This is a genomic window from Pseudonocardia cypriaca, from assembly GCF_006717045.1.
Classification (GTDB): domain Bacteria; phylum Actinomycetota; class Actinomycetes; order Mycobacteriales; family Pseudonocardiaceae; genus Pseudonocardia; species Pseudonocardia cypriaca.
In genome coordinates this window covers 591,075-604,989 of the sequence record NZ_VFPH01000001.1, presented here as the reverse complement: position 1 = coordinate 604,989, position 13,915 = coordinate 591,075, and the positions used below count along the sequence as shown (strand labels likewise).

General features: G+C 71.9%; 13 protein-coding genes and 2 tRNA genes. 5 read left to right on the top strand and 10 right to left on the bottom strand.

Translation table 11 applies throughout. The features are described 5' to 3' along the window. Nucleotides 1–32: 32 nt before the first annotated feature. Nucleotides 33–1,568, bottom strand: a complete 1,536-nt coding sequence (locus tag FB388_RS02870; RefSeq protein ID WP_142096498.1) for a helicase HerA-like domain-containing protein — start codon at nucleotides 1,566–1,568, stop codon at nucleotides 33–35. Between the two features lie 102 nt (nucleotides 1,569–1,670). Here FB388_RS02870 and orn point away from each other — a divergent pair, with 102 nt between their 5' ends. The 4 genes from orn to FB388_RS02850 all read left to right on the top strand — a co-directional run bounded on the left by orn (nucleotide 1,671) and on the right by FB388_RS02850 (nucleotide 3,952). Then, nucleotides 1,671–2,297 carry an oligoribonuclease gene (gene orn / locus FB388_RS02865; RefSeq protein ID WP_142096494.1) on the top strand — a complete coding sequence of 209 codons (627 nt, stop codon included), beginning with the start codon at nucleotides 1,671–1,673 and terminating at the stop codon, nucleotides 2,295–2,297. A 35-nt stretch (nucleotides 2,298–2,332) separates the two neighbouring features. Continuing rightward, nucleotides 2,333–2,408 (top strand) — tRNA-His (locus FB388_RS02860). Nucleotides 2,409–2,488: 80 nt separating this feature from the next. After that, a tRNA-Lys gene (locus tag FB388_RS02855) sits at nucleotides 2,489–2,561 on the top strand. A 215-nt stretch (nucleotides 2,562–2,776) separates the two neighbouring features. Beyond that, a complete protein-coding gene (locus tag FB388_RS02850) occupies nucleotides 2,777–3,952 on the top strand; it encodes a macrolide family glycosyltransferase (protein WP_142096491.1) in 1,176 nt (391 codons plus the stop codon). 42 nt (nucleotides 3,953–3,994) lie between these two features. Here FB388_RS02850 and FB388_RS02845 read toward each other — a convergent pair whose 3' ends face one another. The 6 genes from FB388_RS02845 to FB388_RS02820 all read right to left on the bottom strand — a co-directional run bounded on the left by FB388_RS02845 (nucleotide 3,995) and on the right by FB388_RS02820 (nucleotide 10,614). Beyond that, complete coding sequence (locus FB388_RS02845) at nucleotides 3,995–4,894, bottom strand: TIGR03086 family metal-binding protein (RefSeq protein ID WP_142096488.1); 900 nt, start codon at nucleotides 4,892–4,894, stop codon at nucleotides 3,995–3,997. 41 nt (nucleotides 4,895–4,935) lie between these two features. After that, entirely contained in the window at nucleotides 4,936–5,868 is a 933-nt protein-coding gene (locus FB388_RS02840) for an ABC transporter substrate-binding protein (RefSeq protein WP_246121535.1), read from the bottom strand. Nucleotides 5,869–5,898: 30 nt separating this feature from the next. After that, nucleotides 5,899–7,275: an IS256 family transposase gene (locus tag FB388_RS02835; protein WP_142102488.1), complete on the bottom strand. Its 1,377-nt coding sequence runs from the start codon at nucleotides 7,273–7,275 to the stop codon at nucleotides 5,899–5,901. Between the two features lie 221 nt (nucleotides 7,276–7,496). Then, nucleotides 7,497–8,516, bottom strand: coding sequence for an ABC transporter permease (locus tag FB388_RS02830; protein WP_142096482.1), 1,020 nt, complete (start codon nucleotides 8,514–8,516; stop codon nucleotides 7,497–7,499). Continuing rightward, the gene (locus FB388_RS02825) at nucleotides 8,513–9,295 is read right to left on the bottom strand and encodes an ATP-binding cassette domain-containing protein (protein ID WP_170225447.1); all 783 of its coding nucleotides are present in this window, start codon (nucleotides 9,293–9,295) and stop codon (nucleotides 8,513–8,515) included. The genes FB388_RS02830 and FB388_RS02825 overlap by 4 nt, the downstream gene beginning before the upstream one ends. Before the next feature lie 62 nt (nucleotides 9,296–9,357). After that, a complete protein-coding gene (locus tag FB388_RS02820; protein WP_142096478.1) occupies nucleotides 9,358–10,614 on the bottom strand; it encodes a DUF4241 domain-containing protein in 1,257 nt (418 codons plus the stop codon). A 97-nt stretch (nucleotides 10,615–10,711) separates the two neighbouring features. On the opposite strand from FB388_RS02820, the gene FB388_RS02815 reads away from it, so the two are divergent. After that, on the top strand, nucleotides 10,712–11,872 hold the full coding sequence (locus FB388_RS02815; RefSeq protein ID WP_170225446.1) for a hypothetical protein: 1,161 nt from the start codon (nucleotides 10,712–10,714) through the stop codon (nucleotides 11,870–11,872). Nucleotides 11,873–11,879: 7 nt separating this feature from the next. Here the strand turns inward: FB388_RS02815 and FB388_RS02810 are convergent, their stop codons facing one another. The 3 genes from FB388_RS02810 to FB388_RS02800 all read right to left on the bottom strand — a co-directional run bounded on the left by FB388_RS02810 (nucleotide 11,880) and on the right by FB388_RS02800 (nucleotide 13,894). Further along, nucleotides 11,880–12,266, bottom strand: a complete 387-nt coding sequence (locus tag FB388_RS02810; protein ID WP_142096475.1) for a hypothetical protein — start codon at nucleotides 12,264–12,266, stop codon at nucleotides 11,880–11,882. A 43-nt stretch (nucleotides 12,267–12,309) separates the two neighbouring features. Next, nucleotides 12,310–12,714 carry a hypothetical protein gene (locus tag FB388_RS02805; RefSeq protein ID WP_142096472.1) on the bottom strand — a complete coding sequence of 135 codons (405 nt, stop codon included), beginning with the start codon at nucleotides 12,712–12,714 and terminating at the stop codon, nucleotides 12,310–12,312. A gap of 172 nt (nucleotides 12,715–12,886) precedes the next feature. Continuing rightward, a complete protein-coding gene (locus FB388_RS02800; RefSeq protein ID WP_142096469.1) occupies nucleotides 12,887–13,894 on the bottom strand; it encodes a TerC family protein in 1,008 nt (335 codons plus the stop codon). Nucleotides 13,895–13,915: the final 21 nt, after the last annotated feature.

Genomic DNA, 13,915 nt, shown 5'->3' with positions numbered 1-13,915 from the left:
CCACGGCAGACCGGTGAAGGGAACGGTGGTGCTCAGCGCCGTCGGCGCGTGCCGAACAGGCCCCTCGTGATCTCCCGGCCCAGCGCGCTGGCCGCCGAGCGCAGGAACGACTTCACCACCGGCGAGCCGAGCACCTCGGCCACCACGCTGCGCTCCTCCTGGCGCCGCTCGGGCTCGGGGGGCGGCGGCGGGGCGTCCGCCGGGACCCGGACCGGAACGGGCTGGGCGATCTTCGCGGTGAGCTTCTCGTACGCCGACTCGCGGTCGACCGTCTCCCCGTACTTCCCGTAGAGCGGCGAGGCCTTCGCCGCCTCCGTGACGGCGGCCGGGCCGATCGCGGCCATCAGCGATCGCGGCGCCCGCATCCGGGCCCACGCGACCGGGGTGGGCGCGCCCCGCTCGGACAGCACGGTCACGATCGCCTCGCCGATGCCCAGCGACGTCAGCGCCGTCTCCATGTCGTAGACCGCGGTCTTCGGGTAGGTCCGAACGGTCTTGGACAGGGCCGTCTGGTCCTCGGGGGTGAAGGCGCGCAGCGCGTGCTGGATGCGCGCCCCCAGCTGCGAGAGCACCTCGTTCGGGACGTCGGTGGGCAGCTGGGTGCAGAAGAACACACCGACGCCCTTGGACCGGATCAGCTTCACGGTCTGCTCGATGCGCTCCAGGAACGCCTTCGAGGCGCCGTCGAAGAGCAGGTGAGCCTCGTCGAGGAAGAACACGAGCTTCGGCTTGTCGAGGTCACCGGCCTCCGGCAGCTCCTCGAACAGCTCCGCGAGCAGCCACATCAGGAACGTGGACCACAACCGCGGGTTGGCCTGCTGGTCCGCCAGCTCCAGCAGCGTGACGACGCCCTTCCCGTCGACCTGACGCATCAGGTCGGAGGGTTCGAACTCCGGCTCGCCGAAGAAGTCGTCGCCGCCCTGGGCCTCCAGGTTCACCAGCGCCCGGAGGATCACGCCCGCCGTGGCCGGGGAGACCCCGCCGATGCCCTTGAGATCGGCCTTGCCCTCGTCGGAGGTCAGGTGTTGGACGACGGCGCGCAGGTCCTTCGTGTCCAGCAGCGGCAGCCCCCGCTGGTCGGCCCAGTGGAAGATCAGCCCGAGCGTGGACTCCTGGGTGTCGTTCAGGTCCAGCACCTTGCTCAGCAGGATCGGGCCGAACTGCGTGAGCGTCGCCCGGATCGGCACCGCCGAGCTGCCACCGCCGAGCGACATGAACTCGACCGGGTACGCGGTGGGCGCCCAGTCGTCGCCGGTGTCCTTCGCCCGCGCCTCGATCTTCGGGCCGCCCTCGCCCGGCCGCGCCATCCCGGACAGGTCGCCCTTGACGTCCGAGAGCAGGACGGGCACGCCCGCAGTGGACAGCTGCTCGGCGATCCCCTGCAACGTCTTCGTCTTGCCGGTACCGGTGGCGCCTGCGACGAGGCCGTGGCGGTTGAGCGTCGCGAACGGGATCCGCACCCGGGCGCCCGGATCGACCGTGCCGTCGACGACGACGCAGCCCAGCTCGAGGGCCGACCCGTCCGTCGCGTACCCGGCGGCGATGTCCTGCGCGGCGGTGCTGTCCACGGCGCCGCAGCCTACTGCCAGGAACACCCGCAGAAGCGATCTCCGATCGGCGACACGCGCCGGAGCGGACCCGCCGCGCCCCCGTGGGCATAGTGTGACTCCGTGACCGACCGGCTTGTGTGGATCGACTGCGAGATGACCGGGCTCGACCTGGGACGGGACGCACTCATCGAGATCGCCGTACTCGTCACCGACGGTGACCTCAATGTGCTCGGCGACGGCGTCGACCTCGTCATCCACGCCGACGAGACCGCCCTCGCCGGCATGCCCGAGGTCGTACGCGAGATGCACGAACGGTCCGGGCTCACCGACGCCGTGCGCGCCTCCACCGTCACGATCGCCGAGGCCGAGGAGCTCGCACTCGACTACGTGCGCAAGCACGTCCCGGACCCCCGCAGCGCCCCGCTCGCCGGCAACTCGATCGCCACCGACCGCGCGTTCCTCGCCCGCGACATGCCCGCCCTCGACGGCTACCTGCACTACCGCATGGTCGACGTCAGCTCCGTGAAGGAGCTCGCCCGGCGCTGGTATCCCCGCGTGTTCTACGCCAAGCCGGAAAAAGGCATGGCCCATCGCGCCCTCGCCGACATCATGGAGTCGATCCGCGAGCTCGAGTACTACCGCCGCACCCTGTTCGTGCCCCCGCCCGGACCCAGCAGCGAAGCCGCTCAGGCCGTCGCCGCGAGCCTCCCGGCAACCCGCTTCGAGGTCCCGCATCCGCCACGCTAAACTTGATGTGCGCCGGCCGAAGGCCGGACCGCATGGTGGGTGTAGCTCAGCTGGTAGAGCACCTGGTTGTGGTCCAGGAAGTCGCGGGTTCAAGTCCCGTCACTCACCCCATGCCGCGGCACCCCGCCGCAAGGCACCCCGGAGGCACGTGTTAGCGTTTCCGGGCGCCGAGCGGGAGGGCGCAACGGCAGGCGCCGCTAGCTCAATTGGCAGAGCAGCTGGCTCTTAACCAGCGGGTTCGGGGTTCGAGTCCCTGGCGGCGCACGCTACAGGCGAGCGCGCTCACAGAGCGCGCTCGCCTTTTTCGTTCGGCCCGTCGCCCGAGGCAGTGCCACGAAAGTGGGATGCGGCCGGGCGGCGGGCCCGGCATGATCGTCGGCGTGGTGCTCGAACTCCTGTACGCCTGATCGAGGCGCATCCTGCCGCCGCCGCAGAGGCGCGCGGGTCTCCGTGCTGCCCGTTCCGAACCAGGAGTTCCGATGAGCCACGTCCTCATGTCCACCTCGGCCGCGCACGGCCACGTCCACCCCAACCTGCCCGTGATGGCCGAGCTGGTCGCCCGCGGCCACCGCGTGACCTACCCCGTCCCGGACCGTTTCGTCGAAGCCGTCGCCGCCACCGGCGCGACCCCGCTGCTGATCCGCACCGACCTTCCCGACCCGGCGAAGGGCGAGCAGTGGCCCGAAGGCGGGATCGAGGCGATGCGGCTCTTCTCCGACGAGGCCCGCTCCGCGTACGCGCAGATCAGCTCCGCGCTGGCCGGCGACCTGCCGGACATCGTCTGCTACGACGGCAGCGGCTGGGCCGGCCACGCGCTGTCCCGGGTGCACGGGCTGCCGCGGGTCGAGCTGGCCCCGCACATGGTCGCCTGGGACACCTTCGAGGAGGACTTCGCCGAGGCCTACGCGTTCTACGAGACTCCGGAGGGTCTGGCCTGGCAGTCCGAGATGGACGCCTGGCTGGACGAGGTCGGTGTCGGGCTCGGGAACCGGGAGTTCCTCGGCCCACCGGACCGGTCGGTGGTGCTGATCCCCGAGGCGATGCAGCCCAACCTCGACCGCGTCGACCGGACCCGCTACACGTTCGTCGGGCCGGTGATCGGCGACCGCTCCCACCAGGGGTCGCTCGCCGATCTCGGGACGGGGTCGGATCGCCCGCTGTTGCTGGTCTCGCTCGGATCGGCCTACAACGACCGGCCGGGGTTCTGGCGGGACTGCATCACCGCCATGCACGGCACCGGCTGGACGACCGTGCTGGCCGTCGGCCCGTACGTCGACGTGACCGCGCTCGGCGAGATCCCCGACGACGTCATCGTCCGGGAGTGGGTGCCACAGCTCGCCCTGCTCGCGCACGCGTCGGCGTTCGTCACGCACGCCGGGATGGGCGGCTGCTCGGAGGGCCTGTGGCACGGCGTCCCGATGGTCGCCGTGCCGCAGGCGGCCGACCAGTTCGTCAACGGCCCACGGCTCGCCGAGCTCGGGGTCGGCGAGCACCTGCCGGCCGATGAGGTCACCCCGGAGCGACTGCGTTCGGCAGTGCTGCGGGTCGCCTCGTCGAAGGACGTCGCGGCCCGGTGCGCCGAGCAGAAGAAGATCGCCAGGGCCGCCGGCGGGGCTCCGGCCGCCGCCGACGTGATCGAGTCCCTGATCGGATGACGAGGACGGGCGGGAGCAGGGGCGAGAGCAGGGGCGAGAAGGTCATCCCTTCACGTACGACAGCTTCTCGGCGACCCGCGCATCCCGCACCGTGAACACGTCCACCCCGCGGACGTGCCCGTCGCCCCACTCGTAGCGCCACCGCTGCACGACCCGGTCCCCGGCCCCGATCAGCTCCTCCACCGTGAAGATCGCGTCCGGGGCCCCGGTGAACAGCGCCGTCCACGCCGCGCGCACCGCGGCCGCACCGACGTGGCGGGTGCCGTCCGGAGCGGTCGTGTCCTCGAAGACGCAGTCGGGCGTCATCGCCGCCATGATCGCGTCGACGTCCTTCGAGCCGAACGCGGCGTTGAACCGCTGCACCGCCGCGAGCGCGGGGCTCCGCCCGAACATCGCGAGCAGCTCGTCCTGCGGTCCGGCGGCGTCGGCCACGGCGGCGCGGGGCCCGATGACGCCCGCCCGGCGGTAGACCGGCTCGACCGACCGGAACCACTCGCGGACGGTCGCGACGGCCTCGGCGTCGAGCGCGGAGTCCTCCCCCAGCGCCTGCCCGAGGTCCCAGGCGTGCACGAGGTGGTCGGCGGCGAGCTGCAGGACGTACTCCTGCCCGGGTACGTCGCCGAACGAGAGGTGCACGGTGCGGGTGAGGGCGTCCTCCGACTCGACCGCCGCGACGGCCAGCCGCGCCGCGCCGTCCACGGCCGCGACCGGGTCCTCACCGAGCTGGTCCCCGGCGAGCCGGTCACCGACGTCCGCGATCGTCGCCCCACCGAGGAGCGGAGGGGCCCACATCTCCTCGTCGACGAGATGCCGCACCAGCTCGCGGACGTCCCAGCCCGCGCACGGGGTCGGCGCGGTCCACCGGTCGCCGACCCGGTGGACGCGCGCGCCGAACTCCGCGGACGCACGCCGGTACAGCTCGCGGGCGTCGAGGGTGGTCATGGCGGGGAACTCGGATCCCGCCGGGCGGACGTTAGGCCCGGTCAGCAGGCCGTCTTGTAGAAGTACTGCGACTTCGAGTCCATGTCGTCCCGGGTGATCGCGATCAGGTCGGTCTGGATCTCCCGCTGCACCGGCTTGCCCTCGATGGCCGCGACGACCTGCTGCACGCCGTCCCGCCCGATCGTGGCCGGGTCCTGCGCGATCAAGGCCGTCACCTCGCCCGACCGCATGCCCTCGACCTGCTTCGGGCTCGCGTCGAACCCGACGAGGCGGACCTGGTCGGTCTTGCCGGCGTTGCGCAGCCCGGTGGCCGCGCCCTCGCCCGTGTTGAGGTTGGTGGCGAACACCGCGGCGAGGTCGGGGTCGCTCGCCAGCTTGGCCGTGACCTTCTGCGCCGCCACGGCCGGCTGGTTGTCGGTGTACTCCTGCCCCAGGTAGGTGATGCCCGGGTGCTTGGCGATCTCGTCCTCGAAGCCCTTGGCCCTTGCGTCGGTGGTCGACGTGCCGGCCTTCGTGTTGAGCACCAGCACCTTGCCCTTGTCCCCGATCAGCTGGGCCACCGTCTGCGCGGCGAGCTGCCCGCCCTGCTCGTTGTTCGACGACACGGTCGCCAGCGCCACCGACTCGTCCTGCAGGCGGGTGTCCACCTCGACGACCTTGATGCCCGCGTCCTTGAGCTGGGTCATCGGGTTGGCGAGCGCCACGTCGTCCGTGGGCGCGATCAGCACACCGGCCGGGCGCGTGGCGAGCACGCCGGTGACGATCGGGGTCTGCAGCCCCGCCTCGAACTGGTCGGGGGCCTGGGTCTGGAGCTGGTAGCCGAGCTTGGCCGCCTCCGCCTCGGCCCCGCACTGCATCGAGATGTAGAACGGCTCGGCCTTGACGCCCGGCAGGAGCACCAGGTTCTTGTTGGCCGGGGGCGCCGACCCGCCTCCCGGGCTCTGGCCGATCGTCCCGCTGCCGGGGCCTGTCAAGAAGTCTGTGTAAGTCGATCTAGGAATCGGTCAGGTCAGGTAGGGGTTGATGCGCTCGGGGTAGGCCAGGGCGAGCGAGCCGAGGGCCTGTTTCCAGCCCTGGACGACGGCGCCTTCGACCAGCCGGCCCGGGGCCTTGCGTTCGTTGGCTGGTAGGCCCTTCTCCTTCGCCCGGGCGCGGGCGCGTTTGTCCTCAATGTCGCGGATCGCCAGCCACAGCAACTTGATCGCGGCGTCGTCGTTCGGGAAGTGCCCCCGGTTCTTGATGATCTTCCGAAGTTGGTAGTTCAGCGACTCGATCGCGTTCGTCGTGTAGATGATCTTCCGGAGCTCGGGTGGGAACGCCAGGAACGGGATGAACCGCTCCCAGGCGTTCACCCAGGTCGCCACGGCGGCCGGGTACTTCTTGCCGAGGCTGGAGCTGGCGAAGCTGTCCAACTCGGTGCGGGCGATCTCGTCGGTGGGGGCGGTGTAGATCGGCCGCAGCGCCGCGGCGACCTTCTTGCGGTCGGCGTAGGAGACGAACCGCATCGCCGCGCGCAGCAGGTGCACCGTGCAGGTCTGCACGATGCTCTGCGGCCAGGTCGCTTCGATGGCCTCGGGGAATCCGCTCAGCCCGTCGCAACACACGATCAGCACGTCCCGCACGCCGCGGTTGCGCAGCTCGGCGCACACCCCGGCCCAGAACTTCGCCCCCTCGGCTGCCTGCACCCAGATCCCGAGCACGTGCTTGACGCCGTCGAGGTCGACCCCGACGGCCAGGTGCGCGGACCGGTTGCGGACCTGGTGCCCGTCCCGCACTTTGATCACCAGCGCGTCCAGGTAGACGATCGGGTAGATCTCCTCCAGCGGGCGGGACTGCCAGGCCTTCACCTCCTCCAACACCGAGTCGGTGATCTTGGAGATGGTGTCGTGGGACAGCTCGGTGCCGATCGTGCGCTGCAGGTGGTGGGCGATGTCGCGCACGGTCATCCCACCCGCATACAGCGAGATGATCATCTCATCCAGGCCGCCGGTGCGCCGCGAACCCTTCGGCACCAGGCGCGGTTCGAACGTGCCAGACCGGTCCCGCGGAACGTCCAGGGCCACGTCGCCGACCTCGGTGGCCACCGTCTTCGGGCTGGTGCCGTTGCGCGAGTTCGGCGTCCCACGCCCGGCCGGGTCGCCTTTCTCGTAGCCCAGGTGCGCGGTCTGCTCGACCGCCAAGCCGCGTTCGAGCACCGCTTTGATCATCTCCGGGAGGAAACCACCATCGCCGGTCAAGGCGAGCTCGCCCGCATCGACCTGGGACATGAGCTGATCCAGCAGGCCGGCCTCGATCATGCTGTTCACCGCGTCCCGCGCGGTCACCGGCCCGGCATCATCGTCGGCGCCGAGAGGATGGCCAGCCCGTGGCTCACCGGTCATGGTCATCTGTGTACTCCTCAACTCAAGAGGATCTTGTTACACAGACCATCTGACACGCTCCGCTGCCGCCGCAACCGGCCGCCAGCAGCGCAGCCGCCGCCACCACTGCCGCCACGCCCACCCGTGTGCGCCTCATCGCACGGCCTCGCTGCGCTCGGCCGACGCTTCGCGCCGCCGCTGTGTCACCGATTCGCTCGCACGCTCGCTCATGGCGCTCCTCCTCACCCGCGGTCCCGCGACCGCCGCCGCATCTGGTCGAACCACACGGCCGCCACCAGCACCGCGCTGATCGCCACCGGCTGCCAGAACTGCTGCACCCCGACGATGACGAAACCCTTGCTGAGCACCGCCGGGATGAACACACCGATCACCGTGCCGAACACCGAGCCGACGCCGCCGAACAGGCTCGTGCCGCCCAGCACGACCGCGGCGATCGCGTTCAGGTTGTCCGTCGAGTGCCCGCTGATCGTCGTGGTGCCGAAGTAGGCCAGGGACATGAAGCCGGCCAGGCCGGACAGCAGGCCGACCCCGGTGTAGACGCGCACGAGGTGACCCCGCACCGGGATGCCGGCCCGCCGCGCCGCCTCGGCGTTCGACCCGACCGCGAAGGTCCGGCGGCCGAACCGGGTGGTGTGCAGCAACCACGCGCCCGCCAGCGTCACGACGGCGGCCAGCGCCACCATGTGCGGCACCTGCGCGGTCTGGCCGAACCCCAGCCCGTCGCGGAGGATCCGCGGCACCGTCCGCACGTCAACGCCGTCGGTGATCAGCTGGGCGGCGCCGAGCGCGGCGCCGAACGACCCGAGCGTGACGATCAGCGGCGGGATCCGCGCCATGGCGACGAGCAGCCCGTTGAGCAGGCCCCACCCGCCCCCGCCGACGAGCGCGGCGACCAGCCCGGCGATCACGACGCCGGGCCCGGCAGCGGTCGCGTCGCCACCGCTCAGCGCCTCCATCAGCTGGGCCGCGACGACCCCGGAGAACACCAGCACCGAGCCGACCGACAGGTCGATGCCGGCGGTGATGATCACGAACGTCATCCCGACGGCGAGCACCAGCAGCACCGACGCCTCGATCAGCAGCGTCTGGAACGTGAACAGGGTGGGGAACGCGTCGGGGCGCAGTGCGCTGAACAGCACGCACAGCGCCACCAGCACCAGCGCGATCCAGAACGTGGACACGCCGACCAGCCGCTGCACGAGCGGGCGCTGGGCGGGGGCGCGGACCTCGATGTCGGTCACCGCTCCTCCTCGGGCACGAGCGCGCCGGTCATGGCGCCGACCAGCTGTTCGAGCGTGGCGTCCGCCGCGCTGAAGCGGGCCACCCGCGTGCCGAGGCGCAGCACCTCGATCCGGTCGGCCACGGCGAGGACCTCTGGCATGTTGTGGCTGATCAGCACGACCGCGACGCCGGTGTCGCGCACCTTGCGCACGACGTCGAGCACCCGTTCGCGCTGCACCACTCCGAGCGCGGCCGTCGGCTCGTCGAGGAACACGACGCGGCTGGCCCACACCACCGAGCGGGCCACCGCGACGCTCTGCCGCTGGCCCCCGGACAGCGACCCGATCGGGACGTCGATGTCCTGCAGTGTCACGCCGAGCCGCGCGAACTGCTCGGCCGCCTGCCTGCGCATCGCCGCCTTGTCCAGCATGCCCAGCGCGCCCAGCAGGCCGGGGCGGCGCAGCTCGCGGCCGAGGAACAGGTTGGCGGCCGGGTCGAGGTCGGGGGCCACCGCGAGATCCTGGTAGGCCGTCTCGATGCCGCGGGAGCGCGCGGCCGTCGGCGAGTCCAGCACCACGGGCTCCCCCGCGATGAGGATCTCCCCCGAGTCCGGCTGCTCGACCCCGGACAGGCACTTGACCAGCGTGGACTTGCCGGCCCCGTTGTCGCCGATGAGGGCGACCACCTCACCGGCGGCGAGGTCGAACCAGGCCCCGCGCAGCGCCTGCACCGAGCCGTAGCTCTTGTGCAGGTCCCGTGCCTGCAGCAACGGGGTCGCCCCGTCGCCCGATCCCGTCACCCGCGCCCCCGATCCTCGACGATCCGGCGCCCTAGCTTGGACCTCCGGAGGCGTTCTGTCGATCACTCGACGGGTCCGAGGTACGTCGCGTCCTCGAGGACCAGGCCGTCGGCCAGCACGCAGGCGACGTCGCCCTCGGCGTCGCGACCGATCCACACCGGGTAGACCTCGTCGCCCCAGCCGATCGGGAAGGCGAGCACGTTCGTCCCGGTCGCGGGATCCACCATCTCGGCGCTCCCGTCGCGCTCGACGGTCCTGCACAGCTCGCCCCACACCCCCCGCGGCTCGTCCCGGTCCGCGGTGAGCTCGGCGAGCCCGGGGAGTGCCTCGGCGTCGAAGAAGCAGAGCATCCCGGCCTCGGCGCGCACACCGAAGTACGAGCCTTCGCAGAGCGTGCCCGGGTCCTGGCCGGGGCACAGCGCCTGCTCCCAGGACACGACCGGGGCGTCCTTCACATCGATGCGGCACCCGGCCCCCATGACGATGTCGGGGGCGTCGACGAACCACGAGACCACGAGCGTCACCGGGTGGTGCCCACGCGGGACGGCGACGCCGAACGCCTCGACGTCGTCCAGTGTGCCGGGACCCGCCGCGACGAGGTGACCGGTCGGCATCCGGAGCAGGCCCACCGGACGGGTCTCGACGACGACCTCGGGCGCGTGGCCCCTCCAGAACGGCTCCTGGCTGTAGCACCCGGGCGGAACGAACGCCGTGGGCGTCGCCGGGCCCGGCGCGGGCTCCGGTCGGGAACGCGGTTCCGGTGCCGAGCGGGGCGTCGGGTACTCGCGGTCGGCCGGGCCGACGACCCGGTGCCGCTCCCGCTGGGGCGGCAGGCCGAGCATGAAGACGGCGAGGGGTGCCCAAGCCGCGAACGCAGGCGGCTCGGCCCACCGCTCGAACGACTCGAGCGTGCGGAACTGCGCCTCCGGCGCCCCGATCGGTTGCGTGACCGGTCCACCGCCCCCGTCGAAGGTCGTGAGGCAGCACGGCGACGTCGCGTCGAACTCGGGCCGGTCCGCATCGGCGTAGTGCCACTCGGCCATCCTGAGCAGGGCCATCCGGTCCGGACCGAGCACCCGGAACTCGAACAGCCACGCGCGGCGCACCTCGCCGTCGAAGCACCAGCCCGCGATCTCGTCCTTCCGCCCCTCCACCTCGAGCAGCACGCGGGGTCGCCCGGCGGTCCCGAGCAGCACGGCGTACGGCTCGCCTGCCGCATGACGACGACGTGCCTCCTCGACCACCAGCGGCCCGGCGAGCGCCCGGCGCTCCGCGTCCCACGACTCGCCGTACTCGGCCTCGAACCGCGCATCCGTCATCGCGTTCTCCTCCTCGGCACACGACCTATGACCCCGCGGACCGCCGGGCGGTTGGGATCGCGGATCCGGGAGGATCCTCGCGACGAGAGGAGACGCGATGACCGCGGCCGAGAGCGTGCCCCGCACCGGCGCGCCCGCATGGCCCCGGATCGCGCACGCGCTCGCGCCTGCCGGCGTCTACCTCGGAGTCCGTGCGGTCGGTGTCGCCGTGCTCGCCCTGATGGCCGGCGGCTCGCAGCTGGTGCCCGAGCTCACGAGCTGGGACGCGTCGTGGCTGCTCGCGATCGCCGAGCACGGCTACGACGGCGTCCCCACCGACATGCTCGACGCGTTCGGCAACCACACCCCGGACACCCCGCTCGGCTTCTTCCCGGGATATCCGCTGCTCGTCGCCGCGGTCGGCGTGCTGACCGGCGGCAACCTCGTCGGCGCCGGCCTGCTCGTCGCGGCCGCGGCCGGGGTGGCGGCCGCGTACGGGACGACGCGGATCGGGGAGCTCGTGCCCGGCGGGTCCCGGCGGACCGGCCTGCTGCTCACCGCCCTGTTCGCGGCCACGCCGATGAGCGTCGTGCTGTCGATGGCCTACACGGAGGCGCTGTTCTGCGCGCTGGTGGCGTGGGCGCTGGTCGGGGTGCTCCGGGAGCAGTGGTTGCTCGCCGGGCTCTGCGCGGCCGCGGCCGGGCTCGTGCGGCCGACCGGTTCCGCCGTGGTGGCCGCGGTCGGCCTGGCCGCGCTCGCGGCCGTGCTCACCCGCCGCGGCGGGTGGCGCCCGTGGATGGGCGGCCTGCTCGCGGGCACCGGCCTCGTCGGCTACCTCGGGTGGGTCGCCGCACGCACCGGTGCGGTCGACGGCTGGTTCCGCATCCAGCGCAGCGGCTGGGGCTGGTACCTCGACGGAGGCGCCGCCACCGCCCGCTACATCGGGGGCGTGCTCGCCGGCGGCGAGCGCGTGTTCGACGCCGTCACCGTGCTCGCGCTCGTCGGCAGCCTCGTCCTGCTCGGCCTCGCGGTGACGCAGCGGACACCGTGGCCGCTGGTCGTCCACGCCGCGCTCGTGGTGCTGCCCGTGTGGGGCACCCACGGCCTGATGAACGCCAAGCTGCGGCTGCTCATCCCGGCGTTCGTGCTGCTGCTCCCGGTGGCGTCCGGCCTGGCCCGGCGCCGGCCCGGCACCGCCGTGGCGGTGGTGGCCGCCGCCACGCTCGCCTCGGCCTGGTTCGGCGGCTACGCCCTGACCATCTGGCGCTACGGGATCTAGTGCCCCGCTAGGCCCGAGCCCGCCGGGCGGCGAGCATTGCGACGACCCCCGCAACGGCGGCGACCGCCAGCCCGAGCGACATCACCACGTTGCCGGCGACCGTTCCCGCATCCCCCGAGAGGAGGTTGGCGGTCAGCATGCCGGCCGCCAACCCGCCGAGGAGGATCCACAGCGAGATCAGCACCGAGAAGACGGGCGCCCACCAGCGGCCGGACGCTGCCACCACCAGGGCGGCGCACACGGCGATGAAGACGATCCCCGGCGGGAACCCGGGGAACTCGGCCGGGTCGGCGATCCACTGGACGACCAGGCCCAGCACGCCGACCGCCAGCCCGGACAACGACAGTTTCGTGCTCCTCGGCGTCGCCGAGAATCGCGCCGCGATCGTGCTCATCACCGTTCTCCCCTCGCTGCTGTTGGCCCGTACCGAGCTGCCGTCACCGTGGGCGGGGAGCCGAGCCGGCCCGCGGGAAGCGCACGGCGGCCGTCCCGCAGACCATCGCCGCCACGAAGCCGAGCATCTGGAGCCACGCCGCGACGGACGCGCCCCCGGGCGGGGAGGTGAGCCGGCTCGCGAAGTCCGCGTCGGCCAACCCGCCGAAGACGAAGAAGGCGGACATCGCAACCGCCAGCAGGGGCGCGAACCGCCACCGCACCGTCGCGACGACCACGGCGAAGGCGAGGTAGATCAGCGGCCCCGGCCCGTCGTAACCGGCCACCAGGCTGCCGGACCCGATGATCTCCGGGCCGGCATCACCGACCGCCGCCAGCACCAGGGCGACGCAGGTCGCGACGACCCACCGCCGGCGCCGGCCCGCTTCGTCCGCGCGCTCGTTCGACATGACGCGATCATCCGTGGCACGGCCGGGATCGGCGTCCGCTCAGGAACGGCTCGGGACGTACGCGAACCCGCGCAGCGGACGTGCCGCACGTACGCGGATCCGCGTAGCGGTCAGCGCTCCACGCGTCAGGGGGTCCCGGCCGGACGCCTGATGCCGGATCTGGCGAACGACCTCAATCCCGCTCCTCCGCGGGAGCGGGCTTGTGCGCCCGGAGGGAGCCGGCGTGCGCCGTGAGCGTCGGGTCGTTGCGGGTCTTGATCAGGCTCGCCACCGTGACGATCACCAACACGCCGATGATCACACCGAGGCTGATCGGCGTGGTGATCTCGGGGATGGCGGTCGAGATGTCCTCGTGCGCCCAGTGCAGGATCAGCTTGATCCCGATGAAGCCGAGGATGATCGCCAGGCCGGTGGAGAGGTAGACGAGCCGGTCGAGCAGGCCCTTCACCAGGAAGTACAGGGCACGCAGGCCGAGCAGGGCGAACGCGTTGGCCACGAAGACGATGTAGGCCTCCTCGGTGACACCGAAGACCGCGGGGATCGAGTCGAGCGCGAACAGCAGGTCGATGCTGCCGATGGCGAGGAGCACGATGAACAGCGGCGTGAACATCCGGCGGCCGTCGACCTTCGTGAGCAGCTTGCCGCCGACGTAGTCGTCGGTGATCGGCAGCACCCGGTTCGCGGTGCGCACGACGGCGTTGTCCTCGACGTCGGGGTCCTCGTCGCGGTGGCGGAACAGCTGCACCGCCGTGTAGATCAGCAGCAGGCCGAACAGCAGGAACATGAACGAGAACAGCGACAGCAGCGTGGCGCCGAGCGCGATGAAGATCGCGCGCATGATCAGCGCCAGGATGATGCCGAACGTCAGCACCTTGTGCTGGTGCTCCTCGGGCACCGCGAACGTCGTCATGATGATCACGAAAACGAACAGGTTGTCGACCGAGAGGCTCTTCTCGACGATGTAACCGGCGAAGTACTGGGTGCCGGCGTCGCCGCCGTAGGCCATCGCGAACCAGACACCGAACGCGACCGCCACCAGGATGTAGAAGACCGACCAGGCGGTGGCCTCGCGGAAGCCGACGCGATGCGGCCGTACGGCGGCCAGCACCAGGTCGATCGCGAGCAGCGCGACGACCAAGCCGATCGTCACCGCCCAGGTGAGCCCGCTGATCTCGAGCACGCCTCGCTCCCATCCCGTTCG